Source organism: Caldicellulosiruptor bescii DSM 6725, from assembly GCF_000022325.1.
In the GTDB taxonomy this organism is placed as follows: Bacteria; Bacillota; Thermoanaerobacteria; order Caldicellulosiruptorales; family Caldicellulosiruptoraceae; genus Caldicellulosiruptor; species Caldicellulosiruptor bescii.
This window is the reverse complement of record NC_012034.1, coordinates 2,066,786-2,086,091: the sequence shown is the minus strand read 5'-3', so window position 1 is coordinate 2,086,091 and position 19,306 is coordinate 2,066,786. Positions and strand designations below refer to the sequence as shown.

The 19,306-nt window shown below is 31.7% G+C and carries 20 protein-coding genes; 14 read left to right on the top strand and 6 right to left on the bottom strand.

The features are described 5' to 3' along the window. Positions 1-15 precede the first annotated feature (15 nt). Both ATHE_RS09900 and ATHE_RS09895 read right to left on the bottom strand, forming a co-directional pair. Entirely contained in the window at positions 16-579 is a 564-nt protein-coding gene (locus tag ATHE_RS09900) for a DUF4364 family protein (protein WP_015908347.1), read from the bottom strand. Between the two features lie 93 nt (positions 580-672). Next, positions 673-1,071, bottom strand: a complete 399-nt coding sequence (locus ATHE_RS09895) for a nucleoside triphosphate pyrophosphohydrolase family protein (protein ID WP_013291047.1) — start codon at positions 1,069-1,071, stop codon at positions 673-675. 148 nt (positions 1,072-1,219) lie between these two features. On the opposite strand from ATHE_RS09895, the gene ATHE_RS09890 reads away from it, so the two are divergent. The 10 genes from ATHE_RS09890 (at position 1,220) to ATHE_RS09845 (ending at position 10,843) form a co-directional block, all read left to right on the top strand. After that, on the top strand, positions 1,220-2,017 hold the full coding sequence (locus ATHE_RS09890; protein ID WP_015908346.1) for a sugar phosphate isomerase/epimerase family protein: 798 nt from the start codon (positions 1,220-1,222) through the stop codon (positions 2,015-2,017). 1,080 nt (positions 2,018-3,097) lie between these two features. Continuing rightward, positions 3,098-4,138, top strand: a complete 1,041-nt coding sequence (locus ATHE_RS09885; RefSeq protein WP_015908345.1) for a radical SAM protein — start codon at positions 3,098-3,100, stop codon at positions 4,136-4,138. Positions 4,139-4,163: 25 nt separating this feature from the next. Continuing rightward, positions 4,164-4,661 carry a hypothetical protein gene (locus ATHE_RS09880; RefSeq protein ID WP_015908344.1) on the top strand — a complete coding sequence of 166 codons (498 nt, stop codon included), beginning with the start codon at positions 4,164-4,166 and terminating at the stop codon, positions 4,659-4,661. A gap of 11 nt (positions 4,662-4,672) precedes the next feature. Next, entirely contained in the window at positions 4,673-6,049 is a 1,377-nt protein-coding gene (locus tag ATHE_RS09875) for a radical SAM protein (RefSeq protein WP_015908343.1), read from the top strand. 2 nt (positions 6,050-6,051) lie between these two features. Continuing rightward, complete coding sequence (locus ATHE_RS09870) at positions 6,052-6,888, top strand: PqqD family protein (protein ID WP_015908342.1); 837 nt, start codon at positions 6,052-6,054, stop codon at positions 6,886-6,888. 18 nt (positions 6,889-6,906) lie between these two features. Next, positions 6,907-7,140, top strand: coding sequence for a hypothetical protein (locus ATHE_RS09865; protein WP_015908341.1), 234 nt, complete (start codon positions 6,907-6,909; stop codon positions 7,138-7,140). 156 nt (positions 7,141-7,296) lie between these two features. Next, positions 7,297-7,839, top strand: a complete 543-nt coding sequence (locus tag ATHE_RS09860) for a PH domain-containing protein (RefSeq protein ID WP_015908340.1) — start codon at positions 7,297-7,299, stop codon at positions 7,837-7,839. Between the two features lie 12 nt (positions 7,840-7,851). Further along, positions 7,852-8,577, top strand: a complete 726-nt coding sequence (locus tag ATHE_RS09855; protein ID WP_015908339.1) for a hypothetical protein — start codon at positions 7,852-7,854, stop codon at positions 8,575-8,577. Further along, positions 8,574-9,149: a hypothetical protein gene (locus ATHE_RS09850; protein WP_015908338.1), complete on the top strand. Its 576-nt coding sequence runs from the start codon at positions 8,574-8,576 to the stop codon at positions 9,147-9,149. Before ATHE_RS09855 ends, ATHE_RS09850 begins: the two co-directional genes overlap by 4 nt. 2 nt (positions 9,150-9,151) lie before the next feature. Continuing rightward, positions 9,152-10,843 carry a peptidase domain-containing ABC transporter gene (locus ATHE_RS09845; RefSeq protein WP_015908337.1) on the top strand — a complete coding sequence of 564 codons (1,692 nt, stop codon included), beginning with the start codon at positions 9,152-9,154 and terminating at the stop codon, positions 10,841-10,843. A 58-nt stretch (positions 10,844-10,901) separates the two neighbouring features. On the opposite strand, the gene ATHE_RS09840 is transcribed toward ATHE_RS09845, so the two are convergent. The 4 genes from ATHE_RS09840 to ATHE_RS09825 form a co-directional block, all read right to left on the bottom strand. Continuing rightward, complete coding sequence (locus tag ATHE_RS09840) at positions 10,902-12,131, bottom strand: aspartate kinase (RefSeq protein ID WP_015908336.1); 1,230 nt, start codon at positions 12,129-12,131, stop codon at positions 10,902-10,904. Between the two features lie 92 nt (positions 12,132-12,223). Continuing rightward, entirely contained in the window at positions 12,224-13,147 is a 924-nt protein-coding gene (thrB, locus tag ATHE_RS09835; RefSeq protein ID WP_015908335.1) for a homoserine kinase, read from the bottom strand. Between the two features lie 29 nt (positions 13,148-13,176). After that, the gene (locus tag ATHE_RS09830; protein ID WP_015908334.1) at positions 13,177-14,433 is read right to left on the bottom strand and encodes a homoserine dehydrogenase; all 1,257 of its coding nucleotides are present in this window, start codon (positions 14,431-14,433) and stop codon (positions 13,177-13,179) included. 28 nt (positions 14,434-14,461) lie between these two features. Next, on the bottom strand, positions 14,462-14,914 hold the full coding sequence (locus ATHE_RS09825; RefSeq protein ID WP_013402750.1) for an ACT domain-containing protein: 453 nt from the start codon (positions 14,912-14,914) through the stop codon (positions 14,462-14,464). 129 nt (positions 14,915-15,043) lie between these two features. Here ATHE_RS09825 and ATHE_RS09820 point away from each other — a divergent pair, with 129 nt between their 5' ends. The 4 genes from ATHE_RS09820 to ATHE_RS09805 are packed head-to-tail and all read left to right on the top strand — an operon-like array spanning position 15,044 to position 19,236. Beyond that, positions 15,044-15,238, top strand: a complete 195-nt coding sequence (locus tag ATHE_RS09820; protein WP_015908333.1) for a CLC_0170 family protein — start codon at positions 15,044-15,046, stop codon at positions 15,236-15,238. A gap of 14 nt (positions 15,239-15,252) precedes the next feature. Beyond that, complete coding sequence (locus tag ATHE_RS09815; RefSeq protein WP_015908332.1) at positions 15,253-16,848, top strand: spore germination protein; 1,596 nt, start codon at positions 15,253-15,255, stop codon at positions 16,846-16,848. After that, positions 16,845-17,951, top strand: coding sequence for a GerAB/ArcD/ProY family transporter (locus ATHE_RS09810; protein WP_015908331.1), 1,107 nt, complete (start codon positions 16,845-16,847; stop codon positions 17,949-17,951). Before ATHE_RS09815 ends, ATHE_RS09810 begins: the two co-directional genes overlap by 4 nt. Next, the gene (locus ATHE_RS09805) at positions 17,941-19,236 is read left to right on the top strand and encodes a Ger(x)C family spore germination protein (protein WP_015908330.1); all 1,296 of its coding nucleotides are present in this window, start codon (positions 17,941-17,943) and stop codon (positions 19,234-19,236) included. Before ATHE_RS09810 ends, ATHE_RS09805 begins: the two co-directional genes overlap by 11 nt. Positions 19,237-19,306: the final 70 nt, after the last annotated feature.

Here is a 19,306-nt window from a genome sequence, read left to right as displayed (position 1 = left end):
CTTGCTTTTTTTGTTTTATTCTTGATTTTTTTCATGCTCTTCATGATTTCGAGCTAAGTTTTCAAAAAGCAGTCTGTATACCGTCTCAGCATTTTTACTCCAATTTTTACAGATCCTCTTTGCAATTTCAACATGTGGTACATTTACTTTTATTTCGAACAAAATACTATTTCCTTCACGCAGAGAGCATATAACTATGTATTCGGTAGAGCTAAGTATTTTGTAATCAGAATAGATTTCTGTATTAAGTTTGATCTTTCTATAATTCTTCTTTATGTATTCTTCTACTTCTTCGGCTGTAGCTTTTGGAAGCAAATCTAAAAGAATGTTTAAAACATCTCTGCCAGTTTGTGATATCTCGATGTAAGTTCTAATCTCGTCATCGTATTTATGAATTAGCTTTTGAGCCTCAAGTTCTTTAAGATACTGTTGGTATTCAAAAAAGTTCATGTATTTTGTTGAAATGACAAACTCGTCAAGCTGCTGGACAGGAATGGGGATGTTTATCTTGCTCAAAAAAAGTAAAAGTATGAGCTTATTTTGGGCAAGGGTATGTATTTCGTTAAATTCATCAGACATCTTTTTCCACTCCTTTTTTACTTTTAAAGCCGCCATATTGTGTTTGAAAATATGGCGGCTTGTATATTTTTGTTCTTTTTAAAAACTGGCATCTTACCTTAAATTAAATTCTCCCAGTGTTTTCATTCTCTCAATTTCTTTGATTATGATATCATACAGGTTCAAATCTAAAGTGTTGCAGATTGAGGCTAAATAAAACAATGTGCTTCCAATTTCTTTTTCAATCAAATCTCTACAGTTTTCACAAAGCTGTCCTTCAACATGTGTTTTGAGGTACTTTTTTGCTTCTTTCAAGCTCACATCTATAGGAATTTCCTGTTTTTTAGCATTTATTCTTATGCATCCACAGTTTGTGACCGATTTTATTATGCTTCTATTGACACGTGCTGCTGATTCGGAAAACTTTGTGAGGCTGTCAAGTATACTTTTGTTTCGTATCAAAAGTTCATCAACCACATATTGGAAATCGTCTATGAAGATATCCTTCAACATTTTTCACTCCTAAAAAAACAACTTTAGTTTAATTATAAATTTCTTCAAAATCAAATGTCAATAGAATTTTAAAGATGGCTTTTCATAACAAAAACAAAGTAGTAAAATATTAAAAACAGCATTTTTGCGAAGGAGGAAATACCATTTAATGAAGATTAGCTTTTCAACAGTAGGATGTCCTAACTTTACCTGGGATGAGATCTTAGCTGCTGCCAAAGATTTTGGATATGACGGTATTGAACTGAGAGGACTTGGAGATGAACTTGAAATATATAGGGCAGAACCTTTTGCTCTTGAAAACTTGCAACTGACAAAAAAGAGGTTAAAAGAACTGAATTTGGAGATTTCATGTTTGGCAACATCATGTTATATATTCGATAAATCTTACCAGGAAAATACCTTAAAGTCTGCAAAAGCGCACATAAAACTTGCAAAGGAGCTTTCTTGCAAATACATAAGAGTTCTGGGAGATAGATGGATAACACCTGGGGAGGATGTCGATAGAGAATTTGTAAAAGACATGCTTTGTACATTGTGCGACATGGCAAAGGAGTATGATGTTGACATTTTAATTGAGACAAATGGCGTTTGGGCAGAGTCAAAAAGGCTTGCTGATTTGCTTGAAAAGGTGCCATATCAAAATGTTGGTGTTGTGTGGGACATTCACCATCCTTATAGGTTTTTTAATGAGGATGTTGAGAAAACCGTTAACAACTTGAAAGATTTTATAAAGCATGTTCACGTGAAAGACTCAAAAGTTGAAAATGGCAAGCTTGTGTTTAAGATGATAGGCGAGGGTGATGTGCCTATTGAAAAGGCGATAAATCTTCTTTTGCGACATGGCTATAGCGGTTATCTTTCTTTTGAGTGGGTGAAAAGATGGTTTTCTGACCTTGAAGAGCCAGGAATTGTATTTTTGGAGTTTATAGATAAGATAAGAAAATAGTAAAATAAAAAATAAAAGCCTCCTTACAAAAGCCCAAAAATAAAGGCTTTAAGAAGGAGGTTTTTGTTTTAGGTTAATTTCTGAAGTGTATTTTCCTTTTGAAAAAGAAACCAGGTTTTAAATAAAGTGTTAGAAGATTTAACAAAACAAAATTGCAAAAATTACTTAAATTTTAGTAAATTATCAGGAAGATTGTGCTTACGTCTTTTTGCATAGAAAGTTACTTTAAAAATTTAAGAAAATTAAAGAAAGATTAAGATATTAAGAGAAAAAACAAGTTTATTTTCAAAAATCAACAATTATTGAGTAAAGAAAAAAAAAAAAGACTTTGACACGAGAATAAAAAAAAAATAAAATAAGGCTAAACTGAGTTGAAAAAATAGAAATTTACATATTTACAGTATTGAATTACAATAAATAGAACTTCGCTACGCTTGGAGGCGATAAAATGTAAATTAATGAAAGAGAGCTTCTATTATTTAGAATAGCACAGTGAGGGAGATTTGAGAAGAGCTTTATATTTCTTTTCGTAACGAAAATAATAAAATTGAAAAATTCAATGATTGAGTATTATCGCAAATTACCCCATTTTTATTTTCAATTTCTAATTCTTCTATTTCCATATAAGCATTCATTGATTGCAGTAAAGCAACCACCTAAATAATTTTTTTGTCAGTAATAAAAATCTTAACAACAATTCTCATGTTGAGAAAATATATTTTTTTATCGACTATCCATTTTTACTCTTACTTTCTTCTCATGTGATTCTTTTACTGATAGTTGAATGAATGTGTTCAAATAAAGATTAATGGTCAGAAGGAGGATTTGCAATTTTAGCAGCTTTAAAATTCTACATTTTTTTTCACAAATATAACCAGCATTTAAAGTAAATATTTTTATTTAGAGTATTTTGGAGTTTTGGCAAATTAACTTTATTTTTATTGAGAAAGGCAAAAAATAAAGAAATCTGTTTTCTTTCTGTGAAATAGGGAAAGTTAATCTGGGTCGTTATTATTTATACTTCTAAGTACTTTAAGTTTATCACCAAATAATTATTTGGTGAGGAAAGGAGAGATTTTTGTGAATTGTAATGTACCTAAACCGTTAATAATGTCAATCGATGTTACCTACAAGTGTACGATGAGGTGTTTACATTGTTTCAACGGAAGTAATGAAAATGAATTAGAACCAGAATTAACAGATGAAGAATTACTTTATTTAGCAGATCAAATTGTTGATATAATGCCCAATGTCATTTGTTTTTGTGGTGGTGAACCACTTATTAGAAGAGAAATTCTCTATTTGTGTTGTGAAAAAATAGTCAAGAGAACAAATGGATATACAAAAGTGAATGTAGTTACAAATGGTGAATTAGTAAATAATGAGGTAGCAAGAAATTTACGGAAAGCCGGATTTAATCTTGTTCAGGTTAGCCTTGATGGTGCAAAACCTGAAACACATGATTGGCTTCGAAATAAGATAGGAAGTTTTAACAAGGCTGTCAATGCTATAAAAAGTCTTGTGGAAGCTGGGTTATACGTTGGTGTTGCTTATACACCAACTTTAAAAAATATTCCAGAAATTGATGAAGCGATAAAATTATGCGAGCAATTAGGTGTTTGTGAATTTCGCGTTCAGCCTCTAATGGTAATGGGAAGAGCGAAGAGAAATTTAAATGGGTATATTCCAACCTATAGAGATTATCAAATTCTTGCAACAAAGCTAAAACAGTTACAAATGCAACAAATAGCAAAGAAAGGAATGAATGTAGAATGGGGAGATCCGGTAGATCACCTTATAAGATCGAACTATAGAGAAAGTGGTTATAATCCATTTATAGGAATAGATGCATATGGATATTTGAGAATATCTCCTTATTTACCATTGACTTTTGGAAATATAAGAAGACATACAATTTTAGAGTATTGGAATAGTGGTTTGTCAAATGTTTGGAGTTTACCAATTGTTAAGTGGATTTCGAAGCAAATTAGAGCTACAGAAGATTTGGATCTTTCTTCCAAAGGATTTAAAGAGGTTTATTGGGAAAAGAGTGTAGATATTGACCTTATTGAAGATTATATTTCAGAAGTTAAGCCAGAACAATTTTTCGCAAAAAATTAGTAATTTTTGGAGGGACAAAATAAAGATGAAAATTCAAGAAAGAATTCTTACTGATTCTGATATCAATGAAATAATTGAGATTCTCAGGAGAGTAAACTTTGAAGAGAATTTTAATTATTTGAATCCTTTCATAAGCAAACACACATTTAATGAACTCATATTAAGAGAAAGTTTTTTCAATTGTACAATTTTTGTATATGGTGAGTTTATTGACGAAAAACTGAGTAAAATTGCATATTATCAATTACCTGATGTAGCAACTTTGTCAAAGAGTGCGACATTGTATTTGTTAGGATGTGAGAATACAAGCACACCAATAAATATGTTTTTATATAATTCAATCTTGAACTTGACAAAGGTATTTCCTGATATAAGTAAAATTAAAATCAATATAAAAAGTAATATGTCAAATTTAAAATCGTTGTTAAAATTGATGAATGATATTGGATTTAAGAAAGAAATTGAATTAAAAGAAGAGTTCGATGATGCGGACTTATTAATATATTCGTATTTTATAAATTGAAGGTGACAAGTATGGATGGAAAAATACAAATTACAAATATCAGATGGGAAATAGAACCAAAATGTAATCTAAATTGTCGTCATTGTTTTGTAGGATCAAAGTTAGATAAATATAAGGAAATGGATTTTGAGACAGCTAAAGTTGTTGTTGATATATTAAGTGATTGCGGAATAAAAGAAATAATTTTTTCATCGAAAGAACCTTTAATGTATAAAGATATTGATAAGCTTATTTTTTATTGTAATGTGAAAGGAATACATACGGAATTGGTCACTAATGGAACATTATTACAAAATACTTTGTTTGCTGAAAAAATTGTATCTAGTGGTGTTGGGACTATCAGTATTAGCATAGAAGGTATTACGAAAGATTCAAACGATTACATTAGGGGTGAAGGAAACTTAGATCAGGTATTAAGAGCATTAGGTAATCTGAAAAATATAATGGAATATAAAAGGCAAATTATCATTGGAATTCAAATGTCACTAAATAGAAAGAATAAAAATGAAGCTGCTCACGTACCTGAATTTTTTAATCGTCTGCCAATTGATATTCTTGTGATTGGTGGACTTTCTTTAGATGGGAATGCAAAAAACAATAGTGATTTATTACTATCTTCGGATGAATTCATACAGATATGGGATGTAATATTAGAAAATTATTTAAAATTAAAAGATAAAAAATATTATCTTACATCTAAATCGTTATTTCCAACTGAGGCAGTGTACTATAATTGCTTGTTTGGCTCTGACTTTTGTCCAGTAATACCAAAATGCGGTATATTAAAAGAACACTACTCTCTTTTGCCAAATGGCGATATAGTTCCTTGTGTAGCTCTTTTAGACAAGATAAATGATGTTGGAGAATTTCCACGTATAAATATTCTTGATAAAATTTTGAATGAAGAGAAAATCAACAAGTTGGAAAACTTTAAAATTCAGTTAGAAAATTTGATAAAAGAAAATAGGCCTCATGTTTGTCGTGAATGTTATTACAAAGAGGATTGTAGGCCTTGTCCAGTAAACATTATACAACAGCAATTTAAGGAAGAAATCTCAATAAGGTGTTCAAGAGCTAAGGGAAAAATAAAAGAAATATTTAATTTGATTAGAAGACATTTTGATGAGTATTATCTTTCAATTAGAGATAATACATTGTTGACGATTCAAAATCAAAAAGTATCTTTAGCAAGGTATTATGAACAAGGTGGAGTATACAGAAAAGAATATGAACTTGAGCCATTGCAGATTAATGCTTTGCAGAAAATTTTTAATTTTAAAGAGATAAGCTTAAAGGAATTGTTATATGATTTTAAAAATTACGAGATGTTACTAAATTTTATTGAGCCGTTAGTGTTTGATAATTTTATTATGGTAAGGAGGAGCTAAAGATGATAGATATTATGAAAAGTATTCCGAAGTTTGATGAGCAGAATCTTCTTTATAAAAGGTTAGAACAAGATGGTAGTCTTACATTTTTGAGCAAAAAGCATCCAGAAACTCAGCAAATGAAGCTAAATGAAACAGCAAGATTTATTTTAGACAAATGTGATGGTTATCATACTATAGGTGAAATTGTGAACGAAATATTAAAAGAATATAAAGGTGCAACCAAAGAAAGAGTGATAGAAGATGTTATTAACATATTGCACAGTTTATGGAGATTTGGTCTAATAAGATGGCTCAATGAAAACCCTCTACTTAATCTTTTTTATCAAGAAAGATGTGAAAATTGTGTTTTTAAAATGTTATATGAAGATGAAGTAATAGATGTATTGCAAAGATTAAGAGAGTCACCACACTTTGTTAATCCTTATATTGACGAAAATGTATATTATGCTGAGATGTTACTACGACAGAGAGTGTTTATGTTTATGGAAATGTTTTTTTCGTTAACTGTGGATGGAAAGAATGTTTTAACTATTTCATTTTCTCCTCTTTTAAAAGTAGAAGTTAATTCAGCTACAGTTGGATATTTTTATTGTGAAGATTATTCCGTTGAATTAGAAATAATTATGAAATTTCTTCAATGGTGTGTTAAAAAAATGAGTGAAATTAATTATCTCCTGCGTGATATTAGAAGATTGTTCTTTTGCTTAAAAAATGACAATGAAATATTATTTGAAAAACTTGAAAAATGGAATTTCAGATATGCTGGTATCTTAAAAGAAGAACTCGGCCGACATACTCCTGATATTATAATTTTTCACTTTGATATCAAAAAGTAAGAGAGGGGGGTAAAAATCATGAATAAAGTATATGAATCACCTACAATTTCGCCAGCCTCAGATGTTCAACCTACAATGACTTGTGTAGTAACTGCACCTATTTTAGCAGTAGCTGCCGGATTTGTGGCAGTTTATTTTACTGCTGTTTTTGTACAAAATAATGCAGGATTGGCTGTAAATGCAGCTGCCGTAGTAAATGCGGCTGCCGTAGTAAATGCGGCTTACTATGTTAATGTTTCACACAAATGTTGATATTACAAAAGAAGCAAAAGGAGTATGTCGGCCATTTAATTTTTTATACGAAGAAAATCTTTGTTTGAAGTACTTTTAGAATTTTTCTTTTAAAAATTCAAAGTAGCAGTTTCTGTAATTAATAAAAATAAAAAGTATAGGAGGATAATTGGAACAATGAATTATATAAAAATGAAACCTTCATATTCATGGGGATGGTTATTCCCTTTCCATATTTTCATGTTGACATTTTTTGTGTTTTTATTATGCGTATACCTACTTATAGTAAAGGGACTACCTCAAAAGACTTATATTTTTGTGTCAGTATTAATCACATCTATATTAAGTTGTTTGATTGCAGTCTTAGGAATATTATATACTATTTTTTTCTTCACTATGAATTATAAATTAAATCCAGACCAGTTAATATTAAAATGTGGATGGCACAAAAAAACAATTTATTATAACCAAATAGAAAAAGTAACTATTGAAAATTTAAAAGCCAATTTTCTTGCAGATACTCAAAGTGTTTTTAAAGTGCCAGGCTATGCAATAGGTAAAGTGTATTATTTTGGTATGGGTTATATATATATGTGTGCAACAAGAGTAAACAAAAATATTTTGGTAATCTATTTAAAAAACGGTGAGAAGGTAGGGATTACTCCCAAGAATTTGGAAGAATTTAAAAATATTTTAATTGAAAAGGCAGGTTTGAATTAGGGAGGAATAGGAGTGTATTCCATTTATATTGCAGCTTTTATCTCTACATTAATGGCTTTTGTATTTTGGGGTGGGTTTATTTACTATTACTTTTTTGAAAAACTTGATAAATATATTTTTTTAGGTGTAATAAGTGCTTTGAGTTGTCCAATTGTAAATTTATTAGTGAAAGCTCCATTACTTAAGATTTTAAAAGAGGTTTTTAATGTTCATGGAAATACAACTTTAAAAGCTCCCGTTGGATATCTAATAATTTTCCTATTTCTCCCAAGTATAACAGAAGAAATAATAAAAATTCTACCTTCTTTTTTTCTAAAACTTTATAATGTTGATTCAAAAACTTTACTAAGGATTGCCTATATTTTAGGTTTTGGATTTGGTATTGGTGAGATATGGTATATTGCCTTTGGTATTTCAAAAAATCCTTCTATGGCAGGATATTCGTTTTATTATTTTGGTGGTTTTGCAACTGAGATGTTTCTTTGTGTTATAATTCATACTGGACTCACAGTTGTAGCACTAACTGGCTTGAAGAAAGATATAAAAAGTTTTTCTTTTTTAAATTTAGTTTTTGCTATTTTGTTACATACAGCAGTGAACATAAGTGCTTTTTTGTATCAGCTGAAGATTCGCATAATAAATGAGAAAATGGATGAATTTTTATTAATGTTTTGGCCTGCAATATTTGTAATTTTATTTGTAAATATTATACTTAATAAAATACGAACTTTGGGGTGATACTTTTGAGAAATGTAAGTTACAATTATATAATCTATAATCAAGGACATAAAATTGGTAGACAATTTATTAACCTCAAGTTTCAAAATGATCAACATATATTTTTTGATTCAAAGATTGAAACTCTTTTAGGTATCGAAGAAACAAGGTTAATTATAAATGGGAATAATTATTTGCCTCTTTCAGCTCATACTAAAAAAGAATATGGACAGGATAAAAAAATAATTAATATTACTTATACGACGCCAGGCAAGATTTTAGTAGAAGAGAATTATTATAAAGAAAAGTGTTTGTGGTTTACAGGTAAGGTATATGATAAGCTTCAGATCTTATTTTTATTAAAGAATTTATACGAAAATTTAACTTCATGTAATATGAAAAGATTGTATATATTTATTCCAGAAATGTTTACTATTGGTCAAATTATAGTCAAAACATCGAGTGCAAATAATTGCAAATTTTTAAAATATTATCTCTGGCAACCTTATTACACAATTTGCGAATATAGTAAAGATGATTACTCTTTAATTTACTATACTGATGGGAAAACAGTTATAGAAAGAGTGAGTTGAATATGAGATGTATTGGAGAAAAATTAGCTAAAAAAGTTTTTGTTGAATATTTAAAAACTATGTTTCCTTATGTTAAGGGATATAAGTTTCAGATCTTTTTAGTATTGTTGTTTTCATCTTTATTAGCAATATCGAATCTAATATCTCCAACAATAAGTAAAATGCTTGTTGATAGAATATTTGCTGCTCACGACAAGAATTTATTAATAAGATTGTTAATTTTAATGAGCTTAGCATTTGTTATAATTGCAACTATAAACCTTTTAAATAGCTATTTAATGGCAAGATTAACTGCTTTTTTAAATTACAGAATCAAAATGGATTTTTTTAATAAACTTCAACACACATCATTGGTATTTCATATGTCTAAAAAAAGTGGTGAAATCCAGTACAGAATGTTTTATGATACCGAATTTATGGTAGATTATTTTTTGAAATTGATTATTAATATGCCAATGTATACAATTTGGGTAGTATTGATTTTGTATTTAATGTATAAGTGGTCACCTATTTTAATGTCATTAGTAGTAATAGTATTTATGTTCCAGGTCATACTTATAGTGAGGTTTAGAGAACCAGTAAAGAAAGCAGTATTTAATAAAAAAAATATAGAACAAAATACTGTTTCAGAAATTAACGAGCATTTCAATGCAATAGAGTTAATTAAAACTTTAAGTTTAGAAAAAATAGCTTTTGAAAGGGTAAGCCACAATATGAAGAATCTTATTTATGCTATCGTTAAATTAGTATTTATTCAATCAATGTATCAAACAGGAACCAGTTTGTTGAACCAATTGTGGTCATTTGGTACTTTATGGTTTGGGGCAAATCTTGTATTTTCAGGTAAGATAACTGTTGGAACCTTTATGGGATTTTATATACTTGCAGGACTTTTATATCAACCAATCGTCTCAATGACCGGTATTGTGTTAAGCTGCCAAGAATTGAAAGTTGCTTATCTAAGATTTGAAGAGTATTATAAAAGTCCGTTTGTTTTAATAGAAAAAGGTGGTAATAAGCCATTTAGATTTGAGGAAACTTTAGAAATGCGAAATGTTTTTTTTGCTTATGAAAACAATTATCCAGTTCTTAATAATGTAAATCTAATTCTTAAACCAGGATGTATTGTTGCATTAACAGGAAAGAGTGGTTCAGGTAAAAGCACATTTGCAAGAATTGTTTCAAGATTACTCAAACCTCAAGTGGGGGAAATTTTGATAGATGGAGTTAATATCGAAGAAATTAACATAGAAGACTTCAGAAAAAATGTTGGATTTTTACTACAAAATGCATTTATAATTAATGGTACATTATATGAAAATGTAACCCTTGGAAATGACAATTACTCATTAGATGATGTAAAAAAAGTTATTGCTGAAGCTGGACTTACTGATTTAATTGCTAGAGATCCAAAGGGGCTAAATATTGATATTGGTATTCGCGGAGCACAAATATCCTTAGGTGAGGCTCAACGTATAGCACTTGCAAGAATATTACTAAGAAAACCTAAAATTGTAATACTAGATGAGCCGACATCTTTCCTTGATCCTGAGACAGAAGAAATAATTCTGAACTCAATCGTTAAATTAAAACAGAAAAATTCATTAATTCTTGTAATAACTCATAAAGCTTCTACGTTATCAATAGCAGATAAAATTTTAAGGTTTCAGAATGGAAGTATTGTAGAAATTTGAAGATGTAACTAATCAAGGGGCTATCCATAACTTTTTTGGACAGCCCCTCTTGCTTATTTTATTTACCATTACTGTTCAAAAGATGAAGTTTGAACTTGTCATGTATAGCTCTGACTGCTTTTTCAGCATCCTTTTCGTCAATCAAGACTGATATCTTTATCTCGGATGTCGAAATCATCTCGATGTTGATACCTGCATCATAAAGAGCTTCAAACATCATTGCAGCAACGCCTGGATTGTTGACCATTCCAGCACCAACTATAGAGACCTTTGCAACATTGTCAGCATATGTTATATCCTTTGCGCCAATTATGTGCAGATTCTTTGTCAAAACATCAAGTGTCTGCTTCAAGTTGCTCTTTGATACTGTAAACGATATATCCTTTGTTTTTTCTCTTCCAATTGACTGCAAAATTATATCAACATTTATATTTTCTTTTGCCAAAAGTGAAAATATCTGAAATGCCTTGCCCGGAATATTTTCAACTCCAATCACTGCAACCCTTGCAATATCCTTGTCACACGCAACACCGGATACTAAAAGCTTTTCCACCGAATTTACCTCCTTTACAATTGTTCCTTCATTGTCGTTGAAAGATGACCTAACAACAAGGGGAATATTGTATTTTTTTGCAAGCTCAACAGACCTGTTATGAAGTACCTTTGCACCAAGTGTGGCAAGCTCTAACATCTCATCATAAGAAATTTCTTTGAGCTTTGATGCGTTTGGAACAATTCTTGGGTCTGCTGTATAAACACCGTCAACATCTGTATATATTTCGCACTTATCAGCTTTCAAAGCTGCAGCCAAAGCTACAGCTGTTGTATCAGATCCTCCACGCCCCAGCGTGGTTATATCATCATACTTATTTATTCCCTGAAAACCTGCAACAACAACTATGTTCCTTTTATCAAGCTCTCTTTGGAGCCTTTCTGTGTCAATTTCAATGATTCTTGCATTTGAATAATGGCTATCTGTCTTTATTCCTGCCTGCCAACCAGTCAGCGAAATGACAGGATACCCAAGCTTTTCAATTGCCATTGCCATAAGTGCAATCGAAATCTGTTCACCGGTAGAAAGGAGCACATCCATCTCTCTTTTTGAAGGATTTTCGTTTATCTCTTTTGCCTTTTCAATAAGCTCATCTGTTGTATCGCCTTGAGCTGAGACAACAACCACAACCTTGTTTCCTTTTTCATACTCGCTAATTGCCCGCTTTGCTGCTCTAAATATTCTTTCTTTGTCTGCAACAGATGTTCCACCATACTTTTGGACAACTATTCCCAAGATATTTCCCTCCCTTGTGAAATCAATGGTTTAAAATGAAACTTATCAATACCATTTTGATACTATTATATTACACTTTTGAGTAGTTTGCTTTATCTTTTTAAGCTTGTGCTCTGAACAGAAAAAACTGTTGCACCGCTATTGTCAGCTTCCAAAATCATAAAGTCCCAGTTAGCCACAAGATCCATGCTGGCAAGTGCATTTTTGACGTTCTGTTCAAAGATTTCATAATTCTCATCAACAAGAGCGATTATAGAAGGTCCTGCGCCAGACAAGAACGCTCCTTTTGCGCCAGCTTCTAAAGACAGGTTAACAATTTTATCAAAGTCAGGAATGAGCTTTTTTCTGTACGGCTGGTGAAGCCTATCCTGTGTTGCAGCCGGTAAAAGCTCATAGTTTCCTGTTGTGATTGCACTTGCAAAAAGCGTTGCTCTGCCAATGTTAAACACGGCATCTTTGAACTCAATGTATTTTGGCAGAATATTTCTTGCATATTCTGTTGATAGCTGAAAATCAGGAATAAACACTGCAAACTTGAGTCTTGCTGGCACAACAAACTTGATATAGTTTACCTTTTTATCTTCCAGTACTGCAAACACAAGTCCACCAATCATTGCTGGTGTTGAGTTGTCCGGATGCCCCTCCATCTTTGCAGCCAAATAAATCATCTCTTCTTCAGAAAGTTTTCCGCCGCACAGTAAATTTGCAGCATAGATTCCGCCTGAGATACAAGCGGCAGAAGAACCAAGTCCGCGCGTTAGTGGAATTTCGTTTATAAGGTTTATCCTAAGCCCTCTGGGATACCAACCAACCTCATCAAACACTGTCTTCATAGCTCTGAACACAAGGTTGTTTTCATCCTTTGCAATTGATGGGTCATCCGGTGATGAAGTAATTATAAGTCCTTTTTCAATCTCTTCAACTTCAATGATGTTGTAAAGCTTGAGAGCAACACCCATACAGTCAAATCCGGCACCAAGGTTTGCCGACGATGCCGGAACCTTTACAGAAATCATTTTTTCAACTTACCTCCAGACATTTTAGCTTATATGTTTTCATCATATCTAATAATAGACAAGACCTTTTCTACAACAGAAATCTTTTCAAGCTGAGAAATCTTTTCTTTGAACTCACTTTCTTTCATCTCATGTGTTACAAACGCAAATTCGTTTGTGCCTATCGGTCTATGTGTGTTTACTATCATGCAGTCATTGAATATGAGAGAAACAGCATCTTTTGCCTTGGTGTAGTCTTTGTATTTGACTCTTACAAAGAATCTGCAGGATGTATTTTCAATGTCCACAACTTCAATATCCCCAGAGATTGCCCATGTGTAGACATAAGACTTATCAATGTGTTTTACAATGTCTATGATGTCGCCAACAACAGCACTCGCTGTTGGAAGCTTTCCGGCGCCTTGGCCGTAAAACATCACATCACCAATTGCATCGCCTTTTACTAAAATTGCATTGAACACATCATCCACATTTGCAAACGGGCTTTTGTAAGATATCATAAGGGGCGAAACTCTTGCAAATACTTTTTTGTCGTCAATCTTTTTACTCATTGCAATGAGCTTTATTGTACATCCAAGCTCTTCAGCATACTCCATATCCTCTTTTGTTATCTTGGATATCCCTTCTGTATAAATGTTTTCATAGTTTACATAATGGGAGTATGCAATAGATGATAGAATTGCAATCTTTCTACATGCATCATGACCTTCTATATCGTTGCTCGGATTTCTTTCTGCGTATCCTTTTTCCTGAGCTTCTTTTAGAGTATCTTCAAACGAAAGTGAATACTTTTTCATCTGAGTGAGAATATAGTTTGTTGTACCGTTTAAAATTCCTGCAATTTCTGTAATTTGATTTCCTGCTAAACAGTTTTGAAGAGGTCTTATAATGGGAATTCCTCCACCAACACTTGCTTCAAAAAAGTAGTTTATATTGTTCTCTTTTGCAATCTTCAAAAGTTCTGGACCGTACTTTGCAACAAGTTCTTTGTTAGATGTTACAACGTGTTTACCATTCAAAAGTAGCTTTTTTGTATAAGTGTATGCAGGTTCAAGCCCGCCTATTGTCTCAACAACAATTGAAACTTCGGGGTCGTTCAATATGATGTCAAAATCTTTTATCATCAAATCTTTTGCAGGGTGGTCAGGGAAATCACGAATGTCAAGAATGTATTTTACCGATATTTCTTCTCCTGCCCTTTTTGCAATTGATGATGCATTTTTTGTTAAAACTTCCCAAACACCTGATCCAACAACGCCAAATCCCATTATTGCAACCTTTGCCAACTCTTTTTCCCTCCTTTTTCAAAACCTTTTAATACTCTTCTCTTCCCAAAATCTCAATTTTTTTAACACCATCAACCTTTTCAATCTCAAGGATCAAATCTTTAACAGACTTTGTCATCCCAGATGTTCTGATAGAAATTGAGACAGTTGCAATCCCGCCAAGAGGGATGTTTTGATTGATTGTAAGAATGTTTGCATTCGTCTCAGAAATAATGTTTAATATCTTAGACAAAATCCCAGGGATGTCTTTTAAAACAAGAGCAAGAGTTATAATTTTGCCACGTGAGCTTTCAAAAAATGGAAATATACAGTCTTTATATTTGTAAAAAGCACTTCTTGAAATACCAACCATTTTTACAGCTTCATTTACAGCCTTCACTTCACCCTTTTCTAATAATTCTTTTGCCTTGACAACTTTCAAAAAAACTTCTGGCAGAACACTTTCTTCAACTATATAATACGTGGCATCTTTCTTTAACATAATTGTTGTTCACCTATAAAAGACAAATGTTTTTATGGAATGGATTTTAACATATGCTTTTAAAAAATTCAAGTATAAAAATAAAATTTATTTTGCATATTAACTTTTAGAAAGGAGAATATGGATAAGATGATAAAGCTTTCAGATATAATAACGAAATATAGCATTTTGATGTTTGTGCTCAGTGGTATCTTAATATTTGTACTTGACTTAAAAGAGTTAAAATCAAAAAATTTACAAAGAGAAGTCAAGCTTGCTAAAACAACAGCAGTAATTTTGATAACTATAGGAATTTTGATGTTTATAGTAAGAGTTTTTATCTGAAAGTGGTGAGAGTAATGGGGTTTATTGAGATAATAAAACGAAGAAAGGAAAGGGTTAGAAATAGCCAAAAGAAAGAGACAAAGGAATATATTTGCGCGCAGGAAAAAATTTATATATCTATTGATGATAACCTAAATTATTTAAGAGAGGTACTCATTGATAATGATGATATTGTTATAAGAGAATTTTTTGCAGGTGATATAAAATGTGCAACTGTGTTTATCGATGGGCTTGTTAAAAGGGAAATTATAGACAGAGATGTGATAAAGCATCTTATGGTAGAGGTACAATTATTTGATAAAAATATTTCTCAGAATGAAGCCTACAGTAAGATACTAAATACCCTTCTTGCTACATCTGATATTAAAGAGGTAACAAGTTTTAAAGATGCTATTTTAGACCTTTTATGTGGAGAGACGCTACTGTTTATTGACAAATCTGACAAAATAATTAGAATTTCAACACGTAATTTTCCAAATAGAGGAATTCAACAACCAATATCTGAAAATGCAGTAAGAGGACCTCGAGATAGTTTTAATGAGGTTGTGAGATTTTCGACAGCTCTTATCCGAAGAAGAGTAAGAGATACAAGGCTTAGGGTAAAGAATTTAAAACTGGGGAGAAGGTCGAAAACTGATGTGTATCTTATATATGTAGATGACATTGTGGACAGGGAAATTTTAAATGAGGTAAACCAAAGACTTTCAAAAATTGATATTGATGCAATAATGGAGTCTGGGATGATAGAACAACTTATAGAAGACGACATATTTTGCTTATTCCCAACAATTCAACACACAGAAAGAGTTGATACAGCAGTTGCTGCTCTTTATGAAGGAAGGATTGTAATTTTAACTGACAATACAAACTTAGCACTTATTGTTCCCGCGACATTTGCTACATTTATACAACATTCTGAGGATTACTATGAAAGATGGCATATTGCAACAGTTATACGAATTTTAAGGGTTTTTGCAGCAGTCTTAGCCATGACATTACAAGGGTTTTATATATCGATATCCTCATTTACCCCAAGTATGATACCACCTGACTTAGGTCTGTTTATTGCAGCCACAAGAGAAGGTGTGCCAATACCAGTATTTTTAGAGGCACTTTTTTTGGAGTTTATGCTTGAACTTCTAAGAGAAGCAGGCTTGAGACTTCCAGGACCAATAGGACAGACAATAGGCATTGTAGGTGGGCTTATAATAGGACAAGCTGCTGTGCAAGCAGGAATTATTTCGCCTATAATGGTTATACTTGTTGCAACAACTGCAATTGCATCGTTTGCTATCCCGGCATATAATTTTTCTATTTCCCTAAGGCTTTTTAAATTTGTTTATATTCTTGTCTGCGCCGCTTTGGGACTTTATGGATTCATACTATTGAGCTTAATAATTATTGGTAATTTAGTAAAAACAAAAAGTTTTGGAATTCCATATTTATCACCTTTTGTCTCATTTGAGATTATGGATTACAAGGACGCTATTGTAAGACTTCCAACAAGATATCTTTGGTCAAGACCAATATTTGCCTCAACTCAGCAAAAAATAAGGATGCTTTATGAAAGAACCCCAGATTATGCATCGGCAGGTGAAGATAAAAGATGATAATAAACGACAATGACAAAATTTCCAGTTTCCAGTGTTTTGTGTTGTTGGTATCTGTCATGATAGGAATTGGTATAATGTTTATGCCTGCGTCTGTTGCAAAAGCATCAGAACAAAATGGATGGTTTGTTGTGATGCTTGGTGGAATATTATCTTTTTTAGTTTTTCTTCTAATATTTAGAGTTACTATGATAAACCCTGATTTGACTATTATTGAACTTTTAAATAAAGCGTTTGGGAAGATTTTGGGAACTGTACTTTCATTTATATATGTAGTTTACTTTGTAATATTTTCTGCTTTTGAAACAAGGCTTATTGCAGAGACAGCCAAGGAATTTTTATTTACACTCACACCGAATGAAGTTTTGATTATTTCATTTCTTTTTACTTGTGCTTATATTTCAAGATATGGAATAGAAGTAATTGCACGCATGTGTGAAGTTTTAATGCCGGGGATTGTGCTTATAATTATTGTTTTGAGCTTTTTTGTATACCAAAGGCTTGACTTTTCAAATCTTCTTCCTGTTTTAAACATTCCTTTTACAAAACTTATTAAGGGTATTGGTACAACAATTTTTAGCTTTCTTGGTTTTGAAGTATTTTTATTTTTTATGCCATATGTGAGGCGAAAGGACAAGCTAATCAAGAGTGCTTTTTTTGGATTTCTTGTTACGATTTTGCTCTACGAGGTTATAGTAATCTTTGCGACAGCTGATTTTGGTTCAAAAGTAGTACAAACCATGGTATGGCCGACACTGAATCTTTTTAGAGATGTGACAGTTTTGGAAATAGTTATTGAAAGACCTGAAAGTATTGTTGTTTCCCTATGGATGATTACAACCTACACCACAGAGATTATATTTTTAATGACAACAGGGTTGATTTTGGCAAGGATTTTTAACACGAAAGAACATAATTTCTTTGTATTCATTCAGCTGCCATTTATTTATATATTATCATTGATACCACAAAATATAGTAGAGACACAAAGATTTATGGATTATTTTAGCTACTTTTTTGCGTCTTTTACTGTATTGTTATTACCTTTAATAACTTTCGTTACTCTCTCAATCAAAAAGAAGGTGAAAAAATATGAAACATAGCAAAAAAGCGGTATTAGGTACTTTAATAATATTTTCAATACTTTTTTTGTCAGGTTGCTGGGATAGGGTTGAGATAGAAGACAGAGGTTATATTCTTGCACTTGGTGTTGACAAATATGACCCAAGTGATTTGAACAAGTACGAAACAAGTGAATATATTAATCTTGACAGAAACACTCAAAAATTTTCTCCAGAACAAAAAAAGCCAGATATAAAAACTAACCAGAAGGGTATTGACCCACAAACAAAAAGAAAGGTAAAACCCCCTCTTCCAAGTAGTAAAAATCAATACAAGTTTGCAGTGACAGTACTTTTCCCAAACCTCAGAACTATAGGAAAGGATTCAAAGCAAGATGAACAAATGAGATTTTTATTTGTAAGACCTACAAATAATGTTGTTGGAATTAGAAACTATCTTGAGAGAGAGATAAACAAAAGGCTATATTATGGATATTTAAAAGTAGTTGTTTTTGGAAAAGACCTTGCTAAAGACCCTGCACTTGTAAGAGAGGCTTTAGATGGACTTAATAGAGAAAGTGATATTCCACAGAACACATTTTTACTTGTTTCTGAAACAACAGCAAGGGATATCCTTAATACCATGCCACTTGTCCAACCTGTAACTGGTATTCATCTTTTTGAGATATCAAAAAGCGCTTCAATTTATGGTAGGGTTATTGATACCCCATTGAGTCAAGTTGTAAATAGTTTTATAAATTCAAACTGTGCAGTTATCTCAAGAGTAGAGCCTGGAATTGAAACATTGAAAATAGCTGGTGCCGCTGTATTTAAAAACTTTAAATTTGTAGGGTGGATGAATGAAAAGCAGCTTCAAGTCTATAAGCTTCTGATGGGAAAAGCTAAGCATACATTTATTGACGATTTAAAATACAAATCTTCCTATATTCCGTTTGTGACAACAGAGATACAGGTAAAGAAAAAAATAAAGGAAGATAAAGGCAAATTAAGGGTTATATACAACTTACGAATAGAAGGTGAGGTTCCTGAATTTGTTTTCAAAAGTGATTATAAAGTTTTGGATGATCCTATGAGAAGGTATATACAAACTGAACTGAATAGAATAATAAAACAAAGGTCACAACAACTATGTTATATGTTAAATGTAAAATACAATGCAGATGTATTGGCAATAGGTGATTTCATATCTAAACACAGACCAAAAGAATGGGAAAAGCTAAAGAAAAACTGGGATACTGAGCTAAAGAAAATTAAAATAGAAGTCATACCGGATGTGAGACTTAGAAGAAGTGGAACAGTATTTTAATTTTTGTGTATAAAAAGTGTTTTTAGAGTAAATGCTAAAAATAGAAATAAAACTGAGAGAGGTAAGAATA

Bases quoted from the DNA above. Each gene is read 5' to 3' on its own strand.
- ATHE_RS09865 (WP_015908341.1), top strand. From the start codon at position 6,907: ATGAATAAAGTATATGAATCACCTACAATTTCGCCAGCCTCAGATGTT.
- ATHE_RS09815 (WP_015908332.1), top strand. From the start codon at position 15,253: ATGGGGTTTATTGAGATAATAAAACGAAGAAAGGAAAGGGTTAGAAAT.
- ATHE_RS09805 (WP_015908330.1), top strand. From the start codon at position 17,941: ATGAAACATAGCAAAAAAGCGGTATTAGGTACTTTAATAATATTTTCA.
- ATHE_RS09810 (WP_015908331.1), top strand. From the start codon at position 16,845: ATGATAATAAACGACAATGACAAAATTTCCAGTTTCCAGTGTTTTGTG.
- ATHE_RS09870 (WP_015908342.1), top strand. From the start codon at position 6,052: ATGATAGATATTATGAAAAGTATTCCGAAGTTTGATGAGCAGAATCTT.
- ATHE_RS09845 (WP_015908337.1), top strand. From the start codon at position 9,152: ATGAGATGTATTGGAGAAAAATTAGCTAAAAAAGTTTTTGTTGAATAT.
- thrB (WP_015908335.1), bottom strand. From the start codon at position 13,147: ATGATTTCTGTAAAGGTTCCGGCATCGTCGGCAAACCTTGGTGCCGGA.
- ATHE_RS09895 (WP_013291047.1), bottom strand. From the start codon at position 1,071: ATGTTGAAGGATATCTTCATAGACGATTTCCAATATGTGGTTGATGAA.
- ATHE_RS09900 (WP_015908347.1), bottom strand. From the start codon at position 579: ATGTCTGATGAATTTAACGAAATACATACCCTTGCCCAAAATAAGCTC.
- ATHE_RS09820 (WP_015908333.1), top strand. From the start codon at position 15,044: ATGATAAAGCTTTCAGATATAATAACGAAATATAGCATTTTGATGTTT.
- ATHE_RS09875 (WP_015908343.1), top strand. From the start codon at position 4,673: ATGGATGGAAAAATACAAATTACAAATATCAGATGGGAAATAGAACCA.
- ATHE_RS09880 (WP_015908344.1), top strand. From the start codon at position 4,164: ATGAAAATTCAAGAAAGAATTCTTACTGATTCTGATATCAATGAAATA.
- ATHE_RS09860 (WP_015908340.1), top strand. From the start codon at position 7,297: ATGAATTATATAAAAATGAAACCTTCATATTCATGGGGATGGTTATTC.
- ATHE_RS09825 (WP_013402750.1), bottom strand. From the start codon at position 14,914: ATGTTAAAGAAAGATGCCACGTATTATATAGTTGAAGAAAGTGTTCTG.
- ATHE_RS09890 (WP_015908346.1), top strand. From the start codon at position 1,220: ATGAAGATTAGCTTTTCAACAGTAGGATGTCCTAACTTTACCTGGGAT.